General features: G+C 40.1%; 21 protein-coding genes. 12 read left to right on the top strand and 9 right to left on the bottom strand.

The features are described 5' to 3' along the window. Nucleotides 1-33: 33 nt before the first annotated feature. The 4 genes from HL290_RS14215 to HL290_RS14230 all read left to right on the top strand — a co-directional run bounded on the left by HL290_RS14215 (nucleotide 34) and on the right by HL290_RS14230 (nucleotide 4,173). Nucleotides 34-1,047, top strand: coding sequence for a class I SAM-dependent methyltransferase (locus tag HL290_RS14215; RefSeq protein WP_198496815.1), 1,014 nt, complete (start codon nucleotides 34-36; stop codon nucleotides 1,045-1,047). A gap of 21 nt (nucleotides 1,048-1,068) precedes the next feature. Continuing rightward, the gene (locus HL290_RS14220; RefSeq protein ID WP_198496816.1) at nucleotides 1,069-2,529 is read left to right on the top strand and encodes an amino acid permease; all 1,461 of its coding nucleotides are present in this window, start codon (nucleotides 1,069-1,071) and stop codon (nucleotides 2,527-2,529) included. A gap of 276 nt (nucleotides 2,530-2,805) precedes the next feature. Continuing rightward, complete coding sequence (locus HL290_RS14225; protein ID WP_198496817.1) at nucleotides 2,806-4,011, top strand: RtcB family protein; 1,206 nt, start codon at nucleotides 2,806-2,808, stop codon at nucleotides 4,009-4,011. A gap of 3 nt (nucleotides 4,012-4,014) precedes the next feature. Then, nucleotides 4,015-4,173 carry a hypothetical protein gene (locus HL290_RS14230; protein ID WP_003655256.1) on the top strand — a complete coding sequence of 53 codons (159 nt, stop codon included), beginning with the start codon at nucleotides 4,015-4,017 and terminating at the stop codon, nucleotides 4,171-4,173. 124 nt (nucleotides 4,174-4,297) lie between these two features. Here the strand turns inward: HL290_RS14230 and omp38 are convergent, their stop codons facing one another. After that, nucleotides 4,298-5,344: an outer membrane protein Omp38 gene (gene omp38 / locus HL290_RS14235; RefSeq protein ID WP_045435474.1), complete on the bottom strand. Its 1,047-nt coding sequence runs from the start codon at nucleotides 5,342-5,344 to the stop codon at nucleotides 4,298-4,300. A 379-nt stretch (nucleotides 5,345-5,723) separates the two neighbouring features. Here omp38 and HL290_RS14240 point away from each other — a divergent pair, with 379 nt between their 5' ends. From HL290_RS14240 to HL290_RS14250, 3 genes are all read left to right on the top strand, one after another. Continuing rightward, complete coding sequence (locus HL290_RS14240) at nucleotides 5,724-6,239, top strand: GspH/FimT family pseudopilin (RefSeq protein WP_004638963.1); 516 nt, start codon at nucleotides 5,724-5,726, stop codon at nucleotides 6,237-6,239. 108 nt (nucleotides 6,240-6,347) lie between these two features. Continuing rightward, on the top strand, nucleotides 6,348-7,523 hold the full coding sequence (locus HL290_RS14245; protein WP_198496818.1) for a thiolase family protein: 1,176 nt from the start codon (nucleotides 6,348-6,350) through the stop codon (nucleotides 7,521-7,523). Nucleotides 7,524-7,655: 132 nt separating this feature from the next. Next, on the top strand, nucleotides 7,656-8,099 hold the full coding sequence (locus HL290_RS14250; RefSeq protein WP_009389331.1) for a VOC family protein: 444 nt from the start codon (nucleotides 7,656-7,658) through the stop codon (nucleotides 8,097-8,099). A gap of 52 nt (nucleotides 8,100-8,151) precedes the next feature. Here the strand turns inward: HL290_RS14250 and HL290_RS14255 are convergent, their stop codons facing one another. From HL290_RS14255 to HL290_RS14280, 6 genes are all read right to left on the bottom strand, one after another. Next, on the bottom strand, nucleotides 8,152-8,505 hold the full coding sequence (locus tag HL290_RS14255; RefSeq protein ID WP_004638961.1) for a DMT family transporter: 354 nt from the start codon (nucleotides 8,503-8,505) through the stop codon (nucleotides 8,152-8,154). An 81-nt stretch (nucleotides 8,506-8,586) separates the two neighbouring features. After that, nucleotides 8,587-9,072 carry a DUF934 domain-containing protein gene (locus tag HL290_RS14260; RefSeq protein ID WP_004638960.1) on the bottom strand — a complete coding sequence of 162 codons (486 nt, stop codon included), beginning with the start codon at nucleotides 9,070-9,072 and terminating at the stop codon, nucleotides 8,587-8,589. Next, on the bottom strand, nucleotides 9,065-10,708 hold the full coding sequence (locus HL290_RS14265; RefSeq protein WP_003655249.1) for a nitrite/sulfite reductase: 1,644 nt from the start codon (nucleotides 10,706-10,708) through the stop codon (nucleotides 9,065-9,067). Before HL290_RS14265 ends, HL290_RS14260 begins: the two co-directional genes overlap by 8 nt. A 166-nt stretch (nucleotides 10,709-10,874) precedes the next feature. Next, nucleotides 10,875-13,280 carry a glucose/quinate/shikimate family membrane-bound PQQ-dependent dehydrogenase gene (locus HL290_RS14270; RefSeq protein WP_198496819.1) on the bottom strand — a complete coding sequence of 802 codons (2,406 nt, stop codon included), beginning with the start codon at nucleotides 13,278-13,280 and terminating at the stop codon, nucleotides 10,875-10,877. Nucleotides 13,281-13,454: 174 nt separating this feature from the next. Next, on the bottom strand, nucleotides 13,455-14,687 hold the full coding sequence (locus tag HL290_RS14275; RefSeq protein WP_080547808.1) for a carbohydrate porin: 1,233 nt from the start codon (nucleotides 14,685-14,687) through the stop codon (nucleotides 13,455-13,457). 155 nt (nucleotides 14,688-14,842) lie between these two features. Beyond that, complete coding sequence (locus HL290_RS14280; RefSeq protein ID WP_198496820.1) at nucleotides 14,843-15,961, bottom strand: CaiB/BaiF CoA transferase family protein; 1,119 nt, start codon at nucleotides 15,959-15,961, stop codon at nucleotides 14,843-14,845. Between the two features lie 209 nt (nucleotides 15,962-16,170). Here HL290_RS14280 and HL290_RS14285 point away from each other — a divergent pair, with 209 nt between their 5' ends. The 5 genes from HL290_RS14285 to HL290_RS14305 all read left to right on the top strand — a co-directional run bounded on the left by HL290_RS14285 (nucleotide 16,171) and on the right by HL290_RS14305 (nucleotide 22,005). Continuing rightward, a complete protein-coding gene (locus HL290_RS14285; RefSeq protein ID WP_004638954.1) occupies nucleotides 16,171-17,181 on the top strand; it encodes an AraC family transcriptional regulator in 1,011 nt (336 codons plus the stop codon). 170 nt (nucleotides 17,182-17,351) lie between these two features. After that, on the top strand, nucleotides 17,352-18,557 hold the full coding sequence (locus HL290_RS14290; protein ID WP_198496821.1) for an acetyl-CoA C-acetyltransferase: 1,206 nt from the start codon (nucleotides 17,352-17,354) through the stop codon (nucleotides 18,555-18,557). Nucleotides 18,558-18,575: 18 nt separating this feature from the next. After that, entirely contained in the window at nucleotides 18,576-20,711 is a 2,136-nt protein-coding gene (locus tag HL290_RS14295) for a 3-hydroxyacyl-CoA dehydrogenase NAD-binding domain-containing protein (RefSeq protein WP_198496822.1), read from the top strand. 164 nt (nucleotides 20,712-20,875) lie between these two features. Then, entirely contained in the window at nucleotides 20,876-21,133 is a 258-nt protein-coding gene (locus tag HL290_RS14300; RefSeq protein ID WP_004638947.1) for a hypothetical protein, read from the top strand. Nucleotides 21,134-21,144: 11 nt separating this feature from the next. Beyond that, on the top strand, nucleotides 21,145-22,005 hold the full coding sequence (locus HL290_RS14305) for a patatin family protein (RefSeq protein ID WP_198496823.1): 861 nt from the start codon (nucleotides 21,145-21,147) through the stop codon (nucleotides 22,003-22,005). 29 nt (nucleotides 22,006-22,034) lie between these two features. On the opposite strand, the gene HL290_RS14310 is transcribed toward HL290_RS14305, so the two are convergent. Both HL290_RS14310 and HL290_RS14315 read right to left on the bottom strand, forming a co-directional pair. Further along, a complete protein-coding gene (locus HL290_RS14310) occupies nucleotides 22,035-22,454 on the bottom strand; it encodes a GNAT family N-acetyltransferase (protein WP_198496824.1) in 420 nt (139 codons plus the stop codon). 12 nt (nucleotides 22,455-22,466) lie between these two features. Beyond that, nucleotides 22,467-23,678, bottom strand: a complete 1,212-nt coding sequence (locus tag HL290_RS14315; protein WP_198496825.1) for a class I SAM-dependent methyltransferase — start codon at nucleotides 23,676-23,678, stop codon at nucleotides 22,467-22,469. Nucleotides 23,679-23,724: the final 46 nt, after the last annotated feature.

Consider the following 23,724-nt stretch of genomic DNA (forward strand, 5'->3'; position numbering starts at 1 on the left):
CCCACTGGGCATTCTTCTTCATGAGAGATGTACATGGATCCTAGAAGTGAAGTGGTATTAAGACAGCAAGACTATTTAAAAGGTAGAATCTTGTTAATTAATGCGCCGAATGATGCCTTAGTCAGTCAATTACCCGCTGGGACTGATGCGTCAGTCTGGACATGGAATCATGCCGACTATCAGGGATTTATAAATAGTGGAACAGAAGCGCACTTCTCAGTTGAGTTTCCATCACAAGAATTCGACCAAGCAATCATTTTTGTTCCAAAATCTAAAGAGCTTTTGAATTACATATTGCATGTAGTGATGAGTCATCTTAAAACCAATCAATCTGTTTTTTTAGTCGGTGAAAAAAAGGGTGGCGTAGAAAGAGCGGCTAAACAATTACAAAACTTCGGCAAAGTACTAAAACTTGATAGTGCCCGCCACTGTCAATTGTGGCACTTAAAGATTGAGAAAACAGAACAGATTAAACCTCTGGAAAAATGGCTTAAAACTTATACTGTTCAGGTGAATGAACAAGAGCTTACGATTTGCGCCCTACCCGGTGTCTTTAGCCAAAATCATCTAGATGTCGGAACTGCTGTTTTACTCCCTTATCTTAATCAGGTGAAATCAGGTAGAATTGCCGACTTCGGGTGTGGTGCTGGAATTATCAGTTGCTATTTGGCAAAAATAAATTCAAGTAATATTATTCATGCCCTAGATATTGATGCTTTCGCTTTACGGTCAACGGAAATGACTTTTAGTCGAAATGGAATAGGTTCAGACCAGTTGAGATTGCAGCCTGTTATAGGTATTGCAGACGCCCCAACAGAACTCGATGCCATTGTCAGTAATCCTCCTTTTCATCAAGGTATTCATACCAACTATGATGCAAGTGAAGGACTCTGCCAGAACGCTAAAAAACATTTAAAGGCATCAGGTGAGCTATGGATTGTAGCAAACCGTTTTTTAAACTATCCGATCTTAATTGAGAAGCACTTTGGTCAGTGCCAGACTAAAACTGACCTTCAAGGCTTTAAGGTGTTATATGCCTGTGCATAACAAACTATGTAAGGAATCTCCATGAGCGAAACACATGCTCCTGAAAAACTCCAGCGTAAGCTCGGGGCTCGTCATCTGAATATGATCGCCATTGGTGGTTCCATTGGTACAGGCCTCTTCCTTGCTTCTGGATCAACCATTGCAAATGCTGGCCCAGGTGGGGCGCTACTCGCCTACTCTCTCATTGGCATTATGATTTACTTCTTAATGACCAGTTTAGGTGAGCTTGCAACCCACAATCCGACTTCTGGTGCTTTTTTTACATATGGCAGTCGTTATGTTGAAGAAGGCTTTGGCTTCGCTCTAGGTTGGAACTACTGGTATAACTGGGCAATTACAGTTGCATTCGAACTTGTTGCAGTTCAGTTTATTATGAAATTCTGGTTCCCTGATATACCAGGCTTCTATTGGAGTGCCCTATTCCTTATCGTTATCTTTATGATTAATGCCATGACAGTAAAGGGATTCGGCGAAAGCGAATTCTGGTTCTCAATGGTAAAAGTGATCGCCATCGTTGCCTTTATTATCATTGGTTTAGCAATGATCATTAAGATTATGCTAACTCCAGGTGTCGCAGCTTTTGGAAACTGGACCTATAAAGAAGCACCTTTTGTAGGTGGTTTACAGGCCATGATTGGTGTTGCAATGATTGCCGGATTCTCTTTCCAAGGAACTGAGATGGTTGGCGTTGCCGCTGGTGAATCAAAAGATCCAAAGAAAACGATTCCACTTGCAATCAAACAGATTTTCTGGCGAATCTTATTATTTTATGTCTTATGTATTTTCATTATCGGCACTCTGATTGCCTATGATGACCCAAATCTACTACAAGCTGCTACCACTGAAAATATTGCGCTTTCTCCATTTACCTTACTCTATGAAAGAGTTGGCTTTGCTTTTGCGGCTGGCTTAATGAATGCTGTCATTCTTACTGCTATTTTATCAGCAGGTAACTCAGGCATGTACTCTTCAACTCGCATGTTGTTTAAAATGGCTCAGGAAGGCCGTGCGCCAAGATGGTTTGCAAAACTTGATGGTCGTGGCGTTCCAATGAATGCACTATATGCCACAACAATTATCGCCGCTTTTTGTTTCTTGACAACTTTTATTGGTGAAAAACAAGTATTTAACTGGCTACTCAATATGTCAGGTATGTGCGGCTTTATTGTTTGGCTAGGAATTGCTATTTCACACTATCGTTTCCGCAAAGGTTATATTGCTCAAGGCTATAAATTAGAAGATTTAGCATACCGTGCCAAATTTTTCCCATTTGCCCCTTGGTTTGCATTTATCCTATGTTCAATTATTATTTTGGGACAAAACTATCAAGCCATTTTAGGTGGAAAAATTGACTGGTTAGGCCTACTTTCAACCTATATCAGCTTGCCATTGTTCTTAATTATCTGGTTAGGCTATAAGTGGAAAAATAAAACCAAACTGATCCCTTATGATCAAATGAACGTCAAACCTGAACAAGATTAAAAATCAGTTTCAATAGACAATTAAAAGTAAATCAAAGATCAAAAGCTTGATCTTTGATTTAAAAAGCGTAAAATTCCGTTCAGATTTTCAACGGCACTTTTAAATAAGGAGGACATCATGCCAACAGTACTAGGTAAAACAGACTAAATAATTTGGCACGATGTCAGCTCACGGACAAGTGTACGAATTCACTTCACTTGTCCGAATGCTCAAATTTAAAACCTAGCATTCGCTAGGTTTTTTTATGCCTGCTCGGACAAAAATAAGAGAAAAATTATGGGCATACAAAAAATATTAAACGAGGAAGCACTTTACGGTGTTCCCGTTAAAATTTTCACTCAAGATATAGATAGTGAAAGTATTGAACAACTCAAGAAAATGGCTCAACTGCAATTTATATACTCACATATTGCTGTTATGCCAGATGTTCACGTAGGAAAAGGTGCGACTGTAGGCAGTGTTATTCCGACGAAACATGCCATTATTCCTGCTGCTGTAGGCGTAGATATTGGCTGTGGAATGAATGCAATTCGTTTAAGTCTAAAGGCTTCTCAATTGCCAGATAGTTTAAGTCGTTTACGCGATGCTATTGAGCGCAAAGTCCCCGTTGGATTTGCCTTACATAAACAGGTCAAGGCAAAAGCTTCAAGCATTATTCCACTTGAAAAAAGCTTAGAGCCGATTATCAAAAAGCATCCCGGTCTTGTCCGGATGCTTCGACAATTTGATGCGACATGGCAAAAACAATTGGGCACTTTAGGTGGCGGCAACCACTTTATCGAGCTTTGTATTGATGAAAATCAAGACGTATGGATCATGCTGCATTCGGGTAGCAGAGGGCTTGGTAACGTTATTGGTACTTATTTTATTGAGTTAGCCAAGAAAGAAGCTCAACATCGTTTTGGTCATGTCCCTGATAAAGATTTGAGTTATTTTGCCGAAGGCTCAAAAAGTTTTGATGACTATGTGGAAGCGGTAGAATGGGCTCAGGAATATGCTTTTGAAAATCGCAAAGAAATGATGCGATTAATATTAGAGGCAATTCGCCCTCTTCTACCCTCTTTTCAAATGACAAAAGAAGCAATTAATTGTCACCATAACTATGTAAGCCGTGAAACACATTTTGGTGAAAATTTATTGATTACCCGAAAAGGCGCAATTCGTGCTGGTTTAGATGAATTAGGCATTATCCCAGGTTCAATGGGGGCAAGATCTTATATCGTCAGAGGTAAAGCAAATCCTGAGTCATTTTGTTCTTGTTCTCATGGTGCAGGTCGTAAGATGAGTCGAAGCAAGGCAAAAAACCTTTTTAACCAGCAAGATCTTATTGAACAAACCCAAGGTATTGAGTGCCGTAAAGACAGTGGCGTTGTCGACGAAATCCCAAGTGCTTATAAGGATATTGATGAAGTCATGGCAAATCAGGGTGACCTCATTGAAGTTGTCCACACACTTAAACAAGTTTTATGTATTAAAGGTTAAAACATGAAAATTAAAGAAATGTCAAAAATCAAAGTCCGTAATCAGGTGGCTCTCTCCCCTTTACTTCAAAAAGGCGGGATGCATGAAACGGAAAAGCCTCGTGCTCAACATCGTAGAGATAGACAAGATACTAAACAGCAATTAAGAAAAGGCGATTGGTAAATAATTTAGACCAAAATCGAAAGAAATTATTATTAAGGAGATATAGAAATGACTAAATATTTTAAAAATCGCAATAAAAAAAGCGACTCTAACGAGTCGCTTTTTTACTGTTCAAAAACTCAAATTATTGAGCTGCTGCTTCTTGACCAGGTTGAACAACTACAGTACGGCTACCAGTGATTGTCGCGAATACACGACGGTTCATAGCACGGCCTTCTTTAGTTTTGTTGTCAGCAATCGGTTGATCCCAAGCGAAACCTTGAGTAGACAAACGAGATGCATCAACATTGTATTCGTTTACAAGAGCTGATTTAACAGAGTTAGCACGAGCTAAAGATAAACGTTCGTTTAACTTACGTGGACCAGTGTTATCTGTGTGACCTTCGATACGTGCAGTAGCGTTAGGGTATTCAGTTAACTTCTCAGCAACTTTAGCGATTTCTGGCTTGTATTGGTCTTTGATATTTGATTTGTTAGTATCAAAGAACACACGAAGTTCCATGTTAAGGTCTTCAGTTAACTCTTGTGGTTGTGGAGCAACTGGAGTTGGTTCAACTGGAGCAACTTCTACTACAGGAGCAGCAGGCTTCAAGTGACCACCAAGAACTACGTTCAAACCAGCAAGAGCTGTATAGTTCCAGAATTTTTCGTCAAAGTTATAAGTACCACGAGCTTCTGTACGAAGAGATAAAGCATCGTTTAAGCGCCAGAAAGCACCAAAACCAGCATTACCTAAAGTACCTTCTTCATCATTATGGTACGCAAGATCAGGAATCTCGTATTTGTAGTGACCAGCACCTAACAATACGTATGGCTTGATTTTGCTGTCATAGTTTTTAGTGATTAAATCAGAAGTAACATAGAAGTTACCGTTGATTTGTTTTTGTTTGTATTCAGCGCCAGCAGCAAGACCGTCTACATCACCTTTAACTTGGTTATATTCAGCTTCGAAACCTAACCATGGTGTTAACTCAATACCAAGAGCTGCACCAACGAATAAATCGTCTTGTAGTTCAGGTCCGTTAGTTAACTCGCCATCTTTACCGCCATTGTTGTGTTGAGTGTCTTGGAAAGTGTAACCAAGCAATAATGGGGTAACAGTTACGCCAGCATTAGCAGCAGCTAATGGAGCAGCGACAAGCATAGCAAGTGCAATACGACTCAATTTCATGGATATCCTCCAGAGATAACAATTGTTGTTCAAGCTCAGCCTAAATTTATTGGCCCCTGAGATATTTTTACCCCAGTATTATTTTTAAGCTATTCACATTTGAATCATACAAACACTTGATAGACTTTCCAAGTGCTTGATAATTTTAATCAAGTAAATTATTGACAAAATTACTTACAATTTCCGTTGTAATTCGGTAATTTTTTACTCAACTAGCAAATATGAACAACTTCTTTCTTTCGCTTAGGGTGATTTTACCAGTATTCTAGCGTCCTGATAACCTTTATTTAATTTTGTGTTTCCTCATTATAAAAAACTATATAAATCATTGATAGAACGCATAAAATCAAAATATTCTTTTATATATTAAGGAATTTTAATGTTTAAATCTCCTGGTTTCACATTGATGGAACTCACTATAACGCTCGCAATTCTTATGATTATGTTCACTATAGCTCTTCCTTTATACCATCAATTTATGGCTTCGGTAGAATTAAAAAACACTCCTCGACTACTGACAATTCATATACAAAAAGCCAAATATGACGCAATTCTACGACATAAGAGTGTCGTACTTTGCCCAAGTGTTGATTTAACGCTGTGTAATAGTAATTGGGATACAAGCCTTATAAGCTTTGTAGACACAAATCATAATCTACAGAGAGAAAGCGACGAAGAGATATTGACCAATGTTGAACTTAATCATCGTTATGGTTCTTTAAAATTTCAAAAATTTGGAAAAAAACTCAATAGTATCGTATTTCAGGGAGACACTGGACTGCCACGTGAGTCTAACGGCAGTTTTACATATTGTTCTTATGATCAGCTTAAAAACTTTAAATTAGTTCTCAGCAAAATGGGACATATTCGTTTAGAAGACCTTAAAAATTGTTAGAACTCTACAGTCTAATGCAGAAGATATTTCTCTCTGATTTTTGCAATATACTGCCTAGGTTTTAAACATTTCTTATTTTGAGATTAAGAACAACTGGAGATTAGAACAATGACTGACATCATAATTGTTAATGGTGCTCGTACTGCCATGGGTGGTTTTCAAGGATCGTTATCGGGACTTACTGCGCCTGAACTAGGTGCTGTAACCATTAAAGAGGCAATCGCAAGAGCAGGTTTACAACCTACTGATGTCGAAGAAGTCATTATGGGGTGTGTTCTTCCTGCTGGTTTAAAACAAGGCCCTGCTCGTCAAGCAATGCGTAAAGCAGGCTTACCAGATTCTACAGGTGCTGTGACTATTAATAAGCTTTGTGGCTCTGGCATGAAAGCAGTAATGCAAGCAACCGATATGATTAAAGCAGGCAGCGCTGAAATTGTTGTTGCTGGCGGTATGGAGTCCATGACAAATGCGCCTTATGTTTTACCAAAAGCACGCGCTGGCTATCGTATGGGCCATGGCGAAATTAAGGATCATATGTTTCTTGATGGACTTGAGGATGCTGAAACTGGTCGTTTAATGGGTTCTTTTGCTCAAGATATGGCAAACACACGTGGCTATACACGCGAGCAAATGGATGACTTTGCAATTCGTTCTTTGAAACGTGCTCAAACAGCGATTATTGAAGGCTATTTCAAAGATGAAATTGTTTCGGTTACCGTACCTAGTCGCAAAGGCGATGTTGTTGTTGATCAAGATGAACAACCTCTAAATGCAAAGATCGACAAAATTCCTTCGCTTAAACCAGCTTTTGCAAAAGACGGTACAATTACTGCTGCAAATGCGAGTTCTATTTCGGATGGTGCATCTGCATTAGTACTAACATCAAGTGAAGTTGCTGCTCAACGTGGTTTACAGCCGCTTGCGAAAATTATCGCAACAGCATCAAACTCTCAGCATCCTTCAGAATTTACAATCGCTCCTGTTGGTGCTATCGAGAAAGTTTTGAAAAAAGCTGGCTGGAATGCTCAAGATGTCGACCTTTGGGAAATTAACGAAGCTTTTGCCATGGTCACCATGTGCCCAATTGATGATTTCAAACTTGATGCTGAAAAAGTAAATATCAATGGTGGTGCTTGCGCATTAGGTCATCCAGTAGGTTCTACAGGTTCTCGTATTATTCTTACATTGATCCATACTCTTAAACGTACTGGCGGTAAAAAAGGTATTGCTGCTCTTTGTATTGGTGGTGGTGAGGCTACAGCCGTTGCAATTGAACTCATTTAATTAAAAAAACAATATTTCAAAATCCCGCTTCGGCGGGATTTTTTTTATGAAAAAACTACAAAAAATGACCCACAAAATCACTTTTACGTTTTAACTTATTCTTCTAAATGAAAACAACAATGGACTATAACAATGCAACTCAATCACTATCTCAACTTTCAAGGTCAGGCAGAGCAAGCTTTTAATTTCTATAAATCAGTTTTTGGCGGCGAGTTTGCCATGTTGAGTCGCTATGGTGATATGCCACCGTCAGAAGGTGTGACACTATCTGAAGCGAACAAAAATCTGGTTCTTCACGTTTCTCTACCCATTAATGAATACACTGTACTTATGGCATCAGATACAAATGATCAGTTCTGTGCGCCTAACAGTGTTTTTACCCAAGGCAATAATCACTACATCGCAATTAATCTTGAAAAGGACGAGCAAGAAAAAGCTAAACAACTTTTTGATGCGTTGTCTGTTAACGGTCAAATTGAAATGCCTCTAGAAAAAACGTTCTGGGGTGCATTATACGGAGCGTTTACCGATCAATTTGGCATAAAATGGATGGTCAACTGCCAGCTTGATACTTAATATTTTCAACACTTAAGCCTCATAGAAACACTCACATATTTCTATGAGGCTTTTAAATATCGATATTGGAATATTGAGCAATAATCATCAGCCCCACCGTAATGAATCCAATTCCAACCCACCCCGCCACATCAATATTTTGCCCAAGAAAAATCTTTGCCAGAAAAGCTGTCGCTAATACGCCAATTCCAGACCAAAGTACATACAAAATTCCAGCCTGCATATATTTCAAAGCAATCGCAGCACAAGCGAAAGAGATCATATATAGAATCAGAGCAATACCTTGAGCTGTCTTATTAACTAAGCCATTACCTCTAGCAGAATAAAATGTTGAGAGTACATCCGTCGCGATGGCAAATAATAACCACCAAGCGCCGGGGTTTATTTTTGAAATTAAACCTAGCATTCTTGTTCTTCATTTAAGTCATTTAAAAATTATTTATAAAAAAAGCCGAACCTAAGTTCAGCTTTCATATTTGAAATCTATTTAAGCGCCAGTTTGATAACTTGCTTGCGGTACAGCGGTTGAAGCTTGATATGGGTTGGTAAAATCTTGCAAACCTGCCGCCGCTTCTTGTACGTCTTTGCCTTCTTTTACGACAAAACTATCAAAACCAGAACGTTTTAAGTAGTTTAAGACATCCTTAAATACATCACCCGTTGCGCGCAATTCACCTTGGAAACCTTGGCGACGTAATAGTGCAGCAAATGAATAACCACGACCATCACCAAAACCTGCAAACTCAATGAAAATTGCATTAAGCTCATTTAATGGGAATGTATGATCTTCAGGTGAATCATTCACAGTAACATACAAAGCTTTTTTACCTTGAATGTTTGCTAATTGGTCTAGTTGAGCTGTTGTTACAACAACATCACCTTGAGGAATAACACCATCTTCAGCAATGATTTGATAAGTATTGTCAGCGATCGTGCCATCTTTATAAAGCACTGGTAGAGCTGTATTAAGCATATGCACGCTCCTTAAATGGTTGAATTCCTACACGGCGATATGTGTCAACAAAACGCTCACCTTCAGTACGTAAATCAAGATAAGTATTTAATATTTCTTCAATTACGTCAGGCACAGCATCTGCTGCAAATGATGGCCCTAAGATATCACCGATTGATGCATCATGGTCTGAATTACCACCTAATGTAATTTGGTAGAATTCAGCACCTTTTTTATCTACACCTAAAATACCGATGTTACCTACGTGGTGGTGACCACAGGCATTCATACAGCCAGAAATATTTAAGTCTAAATGACCAAGGTCATACACCTTATCCAAGTCATCGAAACGACGTGTAATTGCTTCAGCAATTGGAATTGATTTCGCATTTGCCAGTGAACAGAAATCACCGCCCGGGCAACTAATAATATCGGTAATGAAACCGATATGTGCACGAGCCATATTTTGTTGTTCAAGCGCTTGCCATACATCGAACAAATCTTTTTGAGGTACATCTGCCAAAGCAATGTTTTGTTCGTGAGTTGTGCGAAGTTCACCGAAAGTATATTTATCAGCAAGATCTGCAATAAAGTTCATTTCTTCAGTGGTCATATCACCCGGTGCGATACCTGCACGTTTTAGAGAAATCGTAACAATACGATAACCCTTCACTTTATGTGCATGTGTGTTGATATTGAACCATTGCTTGAATTTTGGATGCTCAGCAAATAAAGCAGTGAAATCTTCATCTGCCAAATCTTGATAGTCAAATGGGATGAACTCTTCATCCAATTTTTTCAAGATTTCTGGCTGAATTTTTAATGATTCACGTGTATGTTCAAATTCAGCTTCAACTTTCTGAGCAAAAACTTCAGGAGTTAATGCTTTCACTAAAATTTTGATACGCGCTTTATATTTGTTATCACGACGGCCATGCAAGTTATAAACACGCAGAACGGCTTCTAAGTAAGAAATTAAATCTTCACGTGGTAAAAACTCACGAATGACGCTACCAATGATTGGAGTACGGCCTAAACCACCACCAGCCATAATTTTGTAGCCGATTTCACCCGCTTCATTACGCACGATATATACACCAATATCGTGGAATGCTGTTGCAGCACGGTCTTTTTCTTCAAGTGCAGAAACGGCAATTTTGAATTTACGTGGCAAGAATGCAAATTCAGGGTGGAACGTACTCCACTGACGAATCAATTCACATGTTGGACGTGGGTCTGCAATTTCACCTGCAACCACACCTGCATATTGGTCAGTCGTTGTATTACGAATACAGTTACCACTGGTTTGAATGGCATGCATTTGTACGGTTGCAAGTTCAGCTAAAATTTCTGGTACATCTTCAAGAGCTGGCCAGTTTAACTGAATGTTCTGACGTGTAGATACGTGTGCATAGCCACGATCATATTCAGTTGAAACTTCAGCAATTTTACGTAATTGTTTTGAACTCATTAAGCCATACGGCACAGCAATACGCAGCATAGGCGCATAGCGTTGCACATATAAACCATTTTGCAAACGTAATGGACGGTATTCATCTTCAGAAAGTTTGCCCGCTAAATAGCGCTCTGTCTGATCGCGGAACTGAGCAACTCGTTGATTAATCAGCTGCTGATCGAAATCGGTATATAAATACATGGCGTATGGCTAGTAGATTCATTATTAAGGCAGATAGCATAGCGAGCTTTTATTCATCAATAAAATGCTTTTTTTGCATATTTAATAACGGTTTTATTGATAAGCTTTAATATAAATCGATATAAAAAAAGCCTGGATAAATCCAGGCCCTTTTTATAGAAGCATTTTATTTGTTATCTGGTAAGGCATAAGCCACTAAATAGTCGCCCATTTTCGTACCAAATGAACCATGACCACCGGCCATAATTACAACATATTGCTTACCATTGATTTCATAAGTCATTGGTGTTGCTTGTCCACCCGCTGGTAAACGCGCTTCCCAAAGTTTCTTACCATTAGTAACGTTAAACGCACGTAAGTAATTATCTTGAGTTGCACCAACAAACATAACATTACCCGCAGTAGAGATTGAACCACCTAAACCAGGAACACCAATTTTTACAGCTGGTAACTGGAACAAGTTCGGCAAGCTGTCACGAATTGTACCAATACGTTTTTTCCATACCACTTCATGGGTTTTCAAATCTACGCCTGCAACATATCCCCAAGCTGGTTGTTTACAAGGTAAACCAAGTGGAGATAAGAATGCGCTGATTTCTACGCCATAAGGCACGCCGTACATTGGTTGTACGCCCTGCTCAGTTCCCGCACCTTTTGCAGTTTGCGCACGGTTTGGATCAGCAGGAATCAAACGGCTCACAAATGGCAATCCGATTGGGTTCATTACAGCAACCTGACGGTCAGGGTTAACCGACATACCGCCCCACTCAAACACACCTAAGTTACCAGGGAAAACTAAAGTACCGTTTTCAGATGGTGGAGTATAAATACCATCGTAATTTAGACGTTTGAAAGATACACGACACATGAGCTGATCAAGCATTGTGGCACCCCACATGTCTTTATCAGTCAATTTGTCTTGTGGAGCCAAGTTCAAGTCAGAGAATGGCTGAGTTTTTGAATAATGCTCGCCTTTCGTTTGTGGTCCACGTTTAACTGTTTGTGGAACTGGTTTCTCAGTTACAGGAACAATTGGTTGACCATTACGACGATCAAGAACAAAGGCATTACCTGTTTTCGTCAATACATAGATTGCAGGAACAGTTTGGCCAGCTTTGTTTTTAATATCAGCTAAAGATGGCTGAGATGGTACATCCATATCCCATAAATCGTGATGGGTTGTCTGGAAGTTCCATACTAATTTACCAGTTGAAGCGTTAATCGCTAACATCGAGTTTGCATAACGCTCTTTCAACTCAGTACGGTCACCACCCCAGATATCTGGAGTACCTACACCTGTTGGCACATAAACGATATCAAGTTTGGCATCGTATGCTAAAGGTGCCCACGCATTTGGTGAGTTATGAACGAAATTCGTGCCTTCACCCGGCATTGCGTTTGGATCTGCTGCGCCAGTATCAAACACCCAAAGAAGTTTACCAGTGTTAACGTCGTATCCACGAATTACACCTGATGGCTCTTTGTTTGAGTAGTTATCTGTTACCGAACCAGCAATAACAACTGTTGAACCAGTCACGATACCAGGAGATGTTGGGTTGTAACCACCTGGGTAAGCGTATGGCATAAACTCTTGTAAGTTCACTTCACCATTTTTACCAAAGTCAGTACATGCTTTACCAGTGTCAGCATTCACCGCAACTAAACGGCCGTCATTCACTGGAACAAAGACTTTACGCGGACATTGTGTAGAGTTAGATTTCTTACCTTGAAGACTCGTTGCAAACTCAGTTGTGTTGTTTGCATCGTAATACATCACACCACGACAAGTTAAATGCTGGAACGATTTATCCGTTTTAAGCTTCGGATCAAAACGCCATTTTTCTTTACCTGTCGCAGGATCAATCGAGATTAACTGCTGATGAGCTGTACAGATAAACATGTTATTACCGATTTTAATCGGAGTAACCTGATTGGTTGTTTCGCCAGAATCGTTATCCGTTTTAAGATCGCCAGTACGTAAAGTCCAAGCAACTTTCAAATCTTTTACGTTTTGGTCATTAATCTGTTTTAACGGCGAGTAACGCACACCTGCCTGAGTACGACCATAAGCAGGCCAATCACTCTCGGCAACACCAGGTACTGCTTGAGCAGTTTCTGGTTGAGGTGTTTTGATTTCACCATTAATTTCTTGCGGATCATTGAAAACAGAGTAAACCATCAACAAGATTGCAATTGCTAAAGTTGAAGATAAGGCAACTTTACTTGATCCAAGGTTGTTGATTCCACGAGTCACGGCTGGAACCAATAACCATAAACCAAGAATGCCTAAAATATCTAAACGCGGTGCAAGCGCCCAAAAGTCGGTTCCAACTTCCCAGACACCCCAAATAATGGTACCTAGCATTAAAGCGGCATACACCCACAATGCTGTGGATGCGCGCTTATAAAGTTGCCATGCAACAATTAGGAGTAATACACCAGCAATAATATAGTAAATTGAACCGCCTAATGTAGCGAGCCAAATACCTCCAATTAACAGGAATAACGCTAATAACCCAATAATAATTACGGTAAAAGTCGTTAATCCTGATCTTGAAGTAGGTTGATTCATAAATCACCTCTTATCAATCATCATTTTTATCGGAAAGATACGCCGAGCTTTTGTTCAAAAACTGGCCTATCAATACATCTAAAATAAAACTCAGGCACAAAGAAAAAAACGGAAGGTCAAGTTATGTCAATCAATGATTTAACCCTCGACAATCCGTTTTCGGAGTAATTACGCTTAGAATGCAGTTGAGAATTTAATACCGCCTACCCAAGTATTATCACCATTTTTTAATGCCCCAACATGACGAACATATTGCACATTTGGACGGATAGTCAGCCAATTCGTCGCATGAATACCGTAGTAAAGCTCGGTATTGTATTCAGTGTCGTATTCTTTATTTTGGACATCGTTCCAATCATCGTTGATATGGATACGTGCAACACCTAATGCCAACTCATCTTGAGGACGTTGATTCAGCAAACCTTTATAGACTAAGCCTACATTTTGCATGTTATCAATTTTGTTAGTGTCGGAATCGTGGAAAGTCAGGTTTACAAAACCAGTCAAACCGCGGTCTGTTTGATCAGCAGGCTGAAATAATTTTTGTTTTGCAGTTACCCAAACACCTTGTTTATGAGAATTTTTTGTTTCATCTGCAATTTCTTTGGCATCAGCAGTACTGTAGTAATAACCTAAACGGTATTCACCAGCCATGCTTTGAGCACCTAATTTAGGTGACCAAACCACTTCGGCAGGAATAATTGCACCGTGAGAACCATCCGTACTCAGGTTAAAACCTTTGCCTCGGTCCAGATTTTCTGGGTTATATTCATATACACCAACTTGCGTATATAAGTCAGGTTGCAAGTTATATTTAACACGCATTGCCCATTGGCTAACTGGCCAGTTATACCACTGATCGCCGACCCAGTTCCCTACTTGAGAACCACAAAGCGCCAAGTTCTGGAAATCACAGTCAAAACTATTAAAGTCTTCACCTTCACCAAAACGGCCCACTTTAACGTCTAACTTTTGATCCATGAATTTTTTCTTAATCCACAAATCTGTTAAACGCCAAGTTTGCTCACGCCCCCACACTTCTTGTGCCGAGCTTAAGTGCCCTGCTAAAGCTGGTGAGTGTTCAGAAAGCGACTGCCCATCACGATAAGTTAACGTGATTTGAGCTTCTGTATCTTGCCAACCTAAAATTTTATTTAGGTCAAAATGAGTTCCTAAAGCAAGTTGCCCTGTATAAGCACTACCATGGGTAGATGTCTGCTTTGAGTCTAAAATACCAGCATATTCACCGGTATATCCAAACGAAAAATCATAACCTTGTGCTTGTAACGCTGTGCGTTGACCGTTCCAATCACCCAACATCCACGGACTATTTGGGTCAAATGCAGCCGCAGCTTGTGCATGCTGAATAAAAAGGGTAATTGATAAAACGGATAAACAAGAAGCCATCAAGGATTTATGTGCTTTCATGTTTACATACCTTTTATGTCTTTGTTTATTAAGGGTACGCTAATTTTATGTAAAGAAATTATTCAAAATGTTAATTAATTGATTAATCAGATAATAATTTTCACCCACCCTGACTAAAAAATAACATTAAGCCCTTACCATCGCCCTTCGCCAAGCTTTTGACCTATAAAGGAATATCTCATTTTAGACCGTGAAAACTTAATTGGACAAGCCAATTGTGGTTCTGTATCTGCTGTATTATTTTGCAAAGGTACATCCACAATCCATCCACGTTCTTGTGCTAAGGGAGAATTTAAAGCCTCAGTTAGGTTTAAAACAGGTTCTACACATACATCAAGATTTGCGAATATTTCATGCCATTCTTTAAATGATTTAGTTTTAATTTTTTCTTGAATAGCTTGTTTAACTTCTTGTCGGTCTTCTACATCTAAGGAAGCGCCTTTTTGTAATAATAAAGGTAAATCAAGTGCGATTGATAAACCTGACATAAATTGTGGTTCAAGACTACCAATTGATAGATAGCGCCCATCTTGCGTTATATAATAATCATAGAAAATGCCACCATTGAGCATGCCATGTTCTGGAGCCTGCTCAACTTGAGCAGCAAGTGTGGCTGATGCGGCCATACTATTTAAGCTTGCCACACAATCGGTCATGGAAATATCAATGTATTGCCCCATGCCGCTACGCCCGCGCTCGACCACTGCGGCTAAAATAGCAATGACCGCATGAAGTGAACCACCTGCAATATCCGCAACTTGAATACCAAGCGGTGGCGGGCCACTGTCTTGTCGGCCGCTATACCCAGCAATACCAGCTAAAGCTAAATAATTAATGTCATGCCCAGCTCTGTCTTTATAGATTCCAGTCTGTCCATATCCGGTAATTGAACAATAAATTAAACGTGGATTAATTTCTGCAAGCGTTGAGTAGTCTAATCCTAGACGGCGCATCACATCAGGTCGAAACTGCTCGATGACAATATCAAATTCAGAAATCTTGGCTTTAATCAGCTCAATACTCGCCGGATCTTTTAAATCAAGAACAATCGACTGTTTATTTCGATTTAAATAACTATGTGCCGTTGCTTGTCCATTTGCATAAGGCGGCATGATGCGAATTAAATCTGGACGTGATGGAGATTCAATATGGATGACTTCTGCACCCATATCGGCTAAATACATTGTGGCAAAAGGTCCAGGTAAGAGTGTCGAGAAATCGAGAACTTTAAGTCCATTTAATGCTGTCATCATCGTTTTTTAACCACTATTATTCATATTTTCTTTTATATTAGTTAAGCAAATATTCTAAAACAATGTCATGTTCAGCCATTTACCTTGATCATTTCGGCAATTTAACATGTAAAAAGTGCTTTTACTCTGTTGTAAATCGCCAATTTATTTTTTTAGACGGTCATTTAGGTCAATTTAAAGTGAACATCAAAGAGACTGAAGGATTCAATATGAGTCGCGATACGATTAGCATCCACTTCGTGAATGCGGCTTTGACAGGCGTAAAACGCCTTGGCATGGATGTCGAGACGTTACTTTCACATGTGGGTATCGAAGCGGAACTATTACGTCAACCTAAAGCTCGAATCTCGCCAGAACAATACACTCGTTTTATAAAAATGTTGTGGATGGTCACACAAGATGAACACGTCGGTTTTGATGTACAGCCACGTCGTTTGGGCACTTTTGCCATTATGTGTCAGTTGATTATTCATGCAAAAACCTTGGGCCAAGCCCTTGAACTCTCATCTCAATTTTACAAATTATTCGGTGATGAATGGTCTGTAAGCCTAGAGCGTGACAAACATGAAGCACGTTTAGTTCCACTCATTCCAAAAACATTAGATCCGGACCATTTCATTACTGAAAGTATGTTAATGATTTGGCATGGTTTGGCATCGTGGCTGATTGAACGTCGCTTACCGTTAGAACGTGTTCATTTTAGCTATCCACGTCCTGCCCATGCAGATGAATATGATGCATTATTTTTTGCACCAGTCATGCAGTTTGATGCACCGCGTACTGAAATTACCTTTGCGGCCGATTATCTTGATTTGCCAATCCGCCAAGATGAAAAAACGCTAGAAGAGTTCTTAAAAGCAGCTCCTGCTCAGCTTTTAGTAAAATTCAAAAACACAAACTCGCTGACTTCTCGTATTCGTGACGTACTCAAAAGCCAGATTGGTGAAGAAATGCCAACGCTTAATGACGTTGCATCAATGTTGTACTTATCTCCTCAAACCTTACGCCGCCGCTTGGCTGCTGAAGGTAAAAGCTATCAAGGCGTGAAAGATGCCCTACGCCGAGATGCTGCTATTCACTTGTTACTCAATCCTGAATTAACACTTGAAGATGTTGCACAACAAGTTGGCTTTAGTGAAACCAGTACTTTCCACCGCGCATTTAAAAAATGGACAGGTGTGACCCCTGGCTTATATCGCCAGCTACACGGTTACCACTAATTCTTTAATCTCTTTAGTTTCACATTTAGCCCAAGTTCAACTTGGGCTTTTTTGTATCTCTATTGGCAAAAATCATCACCTGACTGGTGCGCTTATCGTCATTGCACTCGCTATTAAAACCAGTACACTCAAAACACAAATAAATTTTAAGCAATAAAAAAGGAACTGTTATGAGCGAGGCTTATATTATTGATGCCATTCGCACACCACGCGGAAAAGGAAAAAAAGACGGCTCTCTTTACGAAGTAAAACCAATTACCTTACTCACCACTTTATTAAATGAATTACAGCAACGCCATAAACTCGATACGTCTAAAGTCGACGATATTGTTCTGGGCTGTGTAACGCCAATTGGTGACCAAGGTGGTGATATTGCAAAAACAGCAGCCATTGCCGCAGGCTGGAATGATGATGTTGCTGGGGTGCAAATAAATCGTTTTTGTGCTTCAGGTTTAGAAGCAGTCAACATGGCAGCAATGAAAGTTCGCTCAGGCTGGGAAGATTTAGTGGTTGCTGGTGGCGTCGAGTCAATGTCACGTATTCCAATGGGCTCCGATGGCGGGCCGTGGGCGTTAGACCCTGAAACAAACCTTAAATCATCATTTGTTCCACAAGGTGTAGGAGCTGACCTCATTGCAACCTTAGATAGTTATACTCGCGAAGATGTAGATACATTTGCAGTAAACTCTCAGCAAAAAGCCGCAGCAGCTCAGGCAAATGGCTATTTCGATCAATCAGTGGTTCCAGTAAAAGATCACTCGGGTGTGGTGATTTTAGAAAAAGATGAATTTATTAAAGGAAATACGACAGTTGAAGGACTGACTAAACTCAACCCAAGTTTTGAAATGATGGGACAAATGGGTTTTGATGCTGTTGCCTTACAAAAATATCCTGAAGCACAAAAAATCAATCATGTTCATCATGCAGGTAACTCATCTGGCATTGTTGATGGAGCTGCTGTGGTTTTATTGGCCTCAGAAAAAGCCGTGAAAGAACAAAACTTAAAACCACGCGCTAAAGTTCTGGCGACTGCACTGGTCGGGACAGACCCTACGATCATGCTGACTGGCCCTGCTCCCGCTGCACGTAAAGCCTTAGAAAAAGCTGGTCTTACCATTGATGATATTGACCTGTTTGAAGTCAATGAAGCCTTTGCAGCAGTTGTAATGCGTTTTATCAATGAACTCAATGTTCCACCAGAAAAAGTCAATGTAAATGGCGGTGCGATTGCTTTAGGCCATCCATTGGGTGCAACGGGTGCCATGATTTTAGGCACGCTACTTGATGAGCTTGAACGTCAAAATAAAAAGCGCGGTTTAGCTACGCTCTGTGTCGGTGGTGGTATGGGTATTGCCACCATTATTGAACGCGTATAAAGATTAGGGATATTAAAGATGAGTGCAATCCAATACGAAAAAAATGCCGATAACATTGTCATTTTAACGCTTGATTCAACAGGTCAATCTGCAAACACCATGAATGCCGAGTTTCGAGACTCGCTTGATGAGGCAACCCAAAAACTAAAAGCAGAAACAGCACTTGCGGGCGTTATTTTCCGCTCAGCCAAAAAAACTTTCTTTGCTGGGGGCGATCTAGATGAGCTTATTCAGGTTCAGCCCGAACATGCCACTGATTTTTTCAACATGGTTGAAAAGTTAAAAGGTCATTTACGTACCATTGAAACTCTAGGTATTCCTGTAGTTGCAGCCTTAAATGGCACAGCGCTTGGTGGCGGTTGGGAAATTGCATTAAGCTGCCATCATCGTATTGCCATTAATGACCCAAAAAGTAAGTTCGGCCTACCTGAAGTCACTTTAGGCCTATTGCCTGGGGGTGGCGGTATTGTCCGCATGGTACGCCTACTTGGCTTACAAAATGCATTTCCTTTCTTAATGGAAGGCAAGCAATTTGGTGTCGATAAAGCAAAATCTTTAGGTTTAATCCATGACACTGCCGAAAACGAACAAGAGCTTTTAGATAAAGCAATCGCATGGGTAAAAGCCAATCCGAAATCTCAACAACCTTTTGATGTGAAGGGTTATAAAATTCCGGGTGGCGATCCAAAGACTCCAGCTGTTGCTCAAGTTCTTGCTATTGCCCCAGCCATGTTAAGAGACAAAACCAAAGGTTGTTACCCTGCTCCTGAAGCAATTATGGCGGCAGCAGTTGAAGGCGCTCAGGTCGATGTAGATACCGCTTTACGCATCGAATCTCGTTACTTCACCCAACTCACCACGGGTCAGATCTCTAAAAATATGATCGGCACTTTCTGGCACGGTCTAAATGCAATTAAGTCTGGTGCTAGCCGCCCTACCGATGTTGCAAAATGGCAAGCCACCAAAGTTGGTGTGTTAGGTGCAGGCATGATGGGTGCTGGTATTGCATATTCAACCGCAATTAAAGGCATTCCTGTTGTACTAAAAGATGTATCTGTTGAAAATGCTGAAAAAGGCAAAGCCTATTCGCAGAAACTTCTAGATAAACGCGTTTCTCAAGGCCGTATGACCGCAGAAAAACGTGACCAAGTATTATCCCTCATTACAGCAACTGCCTCAGCACAAGACTTACAAGGCTGTGATCTCATTATTGAAGCAGTATTTGAAAACCAAGAGCTCAAAGCCAAAGTCACTCAAGAAGCTGAACAATATTTAGCTGAAAGTGGAATCTTTGCATCGAATACTTCCACCCTACCAATCACAGGTTTGGCAACGGCGAGTAAAGATGCCCAGAAGTTTATTGGACTACATTTCTTTAGCCCAGTAGACAAAATGCAGTTGGTAGAAATTATTAAAGGTAAAAACACCTCAAGCGACACACTTGCTAAAGCCTACGACTTTGTACAACAAATTGGAAAAACGCCAATTGTTGTCAATGATAGCCGTGGCTTCTTTACCAGTCGTGTGTTTGGTACTTTTATTCAAGAAGGTATGCGCTTACTTGCCGAAGGCGTTCATCCAGCCCGCATTGAAATGGCAGCGCTTAAAGCAGGGATGCCTGTAGGCCCTCTCGCTATTCAAGATGAAGTATCTTTAACCTTAACCGAACATGTTGCCAGTGAAGCACGTAAAGCGCTACAAGCCGAAGGGAAAGATTTGCCTAAGACCTCTGTCGATGAAGTCGTTCATACCATGATTCATGAGTTAAACCGTAAAGGTAAAGCAGCCGGTGCAGGTTTCTATGAATATCCAGAAAATGGTAAAAAGCACCTGTGGGAAGGTTTAAACCGCTGGCAAAAAGATCACGACATTTCTGAACAAGATATGATAGATCGCATTCTGTTTGTACAGGCTTTAGATACCCTACGCTGTTATGAAGAAGGCGTATTAGAGTCTGTGATTGATGCCAATGTCGGTTCTATCTTTGGGATTGGTTATGCACCTTGGACGGGTGGAGCCATTCAATTCCTCAACCAATATGGTACTGATAAAGCACAGAAGCGAGCTGAAGAATTAGCTGCCAAATATGGTGAACGTTTTACACCTCCAACTTTGCTAAAAACCAAAGCTGAGCAGAAACAAAATATTCAATAACTTAGACTTATTGAATATTTAAAAACTGCATAAACCTTGCCCATATAAATATATTTTATTTATATGGGTTTTTCTTTATGACCTTTAAGATTTCAGCCTCCTGCCTAAATATGCTATAAATAGACTTCATTTTTGTGCTTCTAAAGCACATTCGAGAAATCCTTATGTCCGATAAAAATTCTTCCGAGTCAGCAATTTTAGGTTGGAAATTTGTTCTGATCGTTGGTGTTTTGAGTGCGATTTTCCTTGGCTTTTTCTATTTAGCGATGAGTAATGAACCTGACTATATGCCAGGGGCTCAGCGCAAAGCACAACAAGAGCAAATGCAGCAAAAAGCTGAAAATTCCACAGAGCAACACGCTCAACATAGTGACAACATGTCTGAAATGGATATGAAAGAACATCAGAACTCAACTCAGTAATTAGATATCAAATGACAGATTTTTCCCGTAATGCACTTGTTGTAGAGGGTGGAGGCATGCGTGGTGCCTTTACCAGTGGCGTACTTGATGCTTTTTTACAGCAACAGTTCAATCCTTTCGATCTATACGTTGGAGTATCATCTGGTTCAACCAACGTTGCAAACTACTTAGCAGGTCAACAAGGCCGCACGTTAACGTTTTACACTGATCACTCCCTCCGTCCTGAATTTATCGATTACAAACGCTTTTTTAAAGGCGGAGATTTACTTGATTTAGAATGGATGTGGGAGATTGGCGAGCAAGAGCATCCGCTTGATCAGCAAAGCCTGTTTGCTAAGAATCCTGATTTTTATATGGTATTAACGCATGCCAAAACAGGTCATGCTGAATATCTGCGTGCTGGTAAAGACAACTTGCTAAATGCACTTCGTGCTTCTAGCTCAATTCCAGTTTTAACGCGTCATCCCGTCGATATTATGGGTGAACCATACTTTGATGGCGGTGTTGCAGATGCTTTACCTGTACGCTGGACGGCTCAGCAAAGTGATGTCAAAAAACTGTTAGTTTTACGCACTCGCCCAAAAAATTACTTTAAAGCCAGCAGCAGAGGGGATCAATTCCTCGCGAAATATGCATTTAAACATCATTATGGTTTCGCAAACAGCTTACGTAGCCGTTGTGCCAGATATAATGCTTCAGTAGATTTTGTCCGCGGTTCTAACCCAGACCAGCAAATTTTAGAAGTTTGCCCGCCACCCCTTAAGAATATGGCAGGTCGTTTAAGTACGAATCCGAAAAAGCTTCGCTATAGCTATGAAGTCGGCTTAGAAACAGGTTTACAAGCCATTGAAAGCTGGAATGCAATGAAATAATGCCAAATTGAGATTTCTAAAAAGAAGTCTCAATTTACCTCTAAAGTCATATCAATATGTGGGATACCACAATCTAGATATTCCTCGCCTTGAACTACAAAGCCCAATGCTTCATAAAACGCGGTCACATAAGTTTGAGCTGAAAGCTTTAGATAAGGTAAGTTCTGCTGGCGCGCATAATCAATAATGTGCTGCATTAAAATTTTGCCCACACCCTGCTTTCGATAAGGCATTAAAACAGCTACCCGCCCTACGCTATGCTGCGGCAACAAGCGTGCTGTAGCAATTGGTTGCTCACGGTCATACACAATAAAGTGCAAAACCCTAGCATCCAAATCATCCCATTCATCTTCTGGGGCAATTCCCTGCTCTTGAATAAAAACTTGCTCACGGATGAGCTTGGCATCTTTCTGAAGCTGCTCCCACCCACCCGCTATAATTTTATACATGGGTTAACCTGCTTAACACTTACAACCAATATTCTCGATAGGCAACTGGTCTTGTAATAACAATTCTAGAGTTTGTTTTTTAATACCATACATGTCTTTCAAGGCTTGAATTTGAGCCATGATCTTGGCATCAGGCTGAGTGACATCCTTACGCTTCGTCGCCAGAATCATTTTGTTTTTACTGGTATGTTCAAGCGATACAAACTCAAAAACTTTGGTTTCATAGCCATAAGCTTTTAAAAGTAATGCACGTAATGTATCGGTTAACATTTCAGCTTGCTGACCAGCATGAATTCCAAATTGCAGCATTGGCTGTAAAACTTCGGGACTATGTAATTGTGGGCGCAACTCTTTGTGGCAACATGGGGCACACATAATCATTGATGCATTTAAACGAATGCCGGTATGAATCGCAAAATCGGTAGCAATGTCACAAGCATGCAAGGCAATCATGACGTCCAGCTTTTCTGGTTGATAGCTACGTACATCACCTTCAAAAAAATCTAGATGATTGAAATCAACTTTATCTGCAACTTTTTGGCAGAATTCAACCAGATTCGGACGTAATTCAACACCGGTAATGAGAGGTGTTTTTTGTTGTTCTTGCAAATAATCATATAAAGCAAAAGTTAAATAGCCTTTACCTGAACCGAAATCGACAATCCGTAACTCTTGCTGAGATGCGTCAATCTGTTCATAGGCACTCGCAAAAATTTCAATAAATTTATTTATCTGTTTCCATTTACGAGCCATGCTTGGAATGATTTGGCCTTTTTCATCGGTAATACCAAGCTCTTTTAGAAATGCATTGCCCTGCTGTACATAGCGTTGCTTTTCACGATCATGCGTCTGAACCGTTTGTGTCGCATTTACAGCCTGCTTTTTACCTATATTTAATAGGGCTTTTTTCTTATTTTTTTTAAGTTGAATTTCTTGAGTAGTTGAAAATAAGTTCGCTTGCTTACACTGTATGATTAACTGCTCAATCTGCTCCAAACCCTCTTCAAAAGAATAGTTTTTGGTCACATCCTGAGTAGTGTGGTGATATAGAGCTGAAAGCTGTTTTTGTCCATGTAACTCTACAATACGGAAAGTGATTTTTTCCAGTTGTTCCAACTCTCCTTTATATTGGCTCAAAATCAAACGCTCAAAAGTCTGCTCATCAAGCATTTGTTTGATTTCATAAAAGAATTGCTGTTCTTGCTCAAAGGAGAAAACCGACACGGATATACCTAAAAAATGAAGACTCATATAAAATAGAAGTTTAAAG

Source organism: Acinetobacter sp. AC1-2, assembly GCF_016124155.1.
In the GTDB taxonomy this organism is placed as follows: domain Bacteria; phylum Pseudomonadota; class Gammaproteobacteria; order Pseudomonadales; family Moraxellaceae; genus Acinetobacter; species Acinetobacter calcoaceticus.

Excerpts from the sequence above, each read along its gene's own strand:
- HL290_RS14215 (WP_198496815.1), top strand. The coding sequence starts at position 34 with ATGGATCCTAGAAGTGAAGTGGTATTAAGACAGCAAGACTATTTAAAA.
- HL290_RS14280 (WP_198496820.1), bottom strand. The coding sequence starts at position 15,961 with ATGATGACAGCATTAAATGGACTTAAAGTTCTCGATTTCTCGACACTC.
- HL290_RS14300 (WP_004638947.1), top strand. The coding sequence starts at position 20,876 with ATGTCCGATAAAAATTCTTCCGAGTCAGCAATTTTAGGTTGGAAATTT.
- HL290_RS14240 (WP_004638963.1), top strand. The coding sequence starts at position 5,724 with ATGTTTAAATCTCCTGGTTTCACATTGATGGAACTCACTATAACGCTC.
- HL290_RS14260 (WP_004638960.1), bottom strand. The coding sequence starts at position 9,072 with ATGCTTAATACAGCTCTACCAGTGCTTTATAAAGATGGCACGATCGCT.
- HL290_RS14255 (WP_004638961.1), bottom strand. The coding sequence starts at position 8,505 with ATGCTAGGTTTAATTTCAAAAATAAACCCCGGCGCTTGGTGGTTATTA.
- HL290_RS14290 (WP_198496821.1), top strand. The coding sequence starts at position 17,352 with ATGAGCGAGGCTTATATTATTGATGCCATTCGCACACCACGCGGAAAA.
- HL290_RS14275 (WP_080547808.1), bottom strand. The coding sequence starts at position 14,687 with ATGGCTTCTTGTTTATCCGTTTTATCAATTACCCTTTTTATTCAGCAT.
- HL290_RS14270 (WP_198496819.1), bottom strand. The coding sequence starts at position 13,280 with ATGAATCAACCTACTTCAAGATCAGGATTAACGACTTTTACCGTAATT.
- HL290_RS14220 (WP_198496816.1), top strand. The coding sequence starts at position 1,069 with ATGAGCGAAACACATGCTCCTGAAAAACTCCAGCGTAAGCTCGGGGCT.
- omp38 (WP_045435474.1), bottom strand. The coding sequence starts at position 5,344 with ATGAAATTGAGTCGTATTGCACTTGCTATGCTTGTCGCTGCTCCATTA.
- HL290_RS14245 (WP_198496818.1), top strand. The coding sequence starts at position 6,348 with ATGACTGACATCATAATTGTTAATGGTGCTCGTACTGCCATGGGTGGT.
- HL290_RS14225 (WP_198496817.1), top strand. The coding sequence starts at position 2,806 with ATGGGCATACAAAAAATATTAAACGAGGAAGCACTTTACGGTGTTCCC.
- HL290_RS14265 (WP_003655249.1), bottom strand. The coding sequence starts at position 10,708 with ATGTATTTATATACCGATTTCGATCAGCAGCTGATTAATCAACGAGTT.
- HL290_RS14285 (WP_004638954.1), top strand. The coding sequence starts at position 16,171 with ATGAGTCGCGATACGATTAGCATCCACTTCGTGAATGCGGCTTTGACA.
- HL290_RS14250 (WP_009389331.1), top strand. The coding sequence starts at position 7,656 with ATGCAACTCAATCACTATCTCAACTTTCAAGGTCAGGCAGAGCAAGCT.
- HL290_RS14310 (WP_198496824.1), bottom strand. The coding sequence starts at position 22,454 with ATGTATAAAATTATAGCGGGTGGGTGGGAGCAGCTTCAGAAAGATGCC.
- HL290_RS14230 (WP_003655256.1), top strand. The coding sequence starts at position 4,015 with ATGAAAATTAAAGAAATGTCAAAAATCAAAGTCCGTAATCAGGTGGCT.
- HL290_RS14305 (WP_198496823.1), top strand. The coding sequence starts at position 21,145 with ATGACAGATTTTTCCCGTAATGCACTTGTTGTAGAGGGTGGAGGCATG.
- HL290_RS14295 (WP_198496822.1), top strand. The coding sequence starts at position 18,576 with ATGAGTGCAATCCAATACGAAAAAAATGCCGATAACATTGTCATTTTA.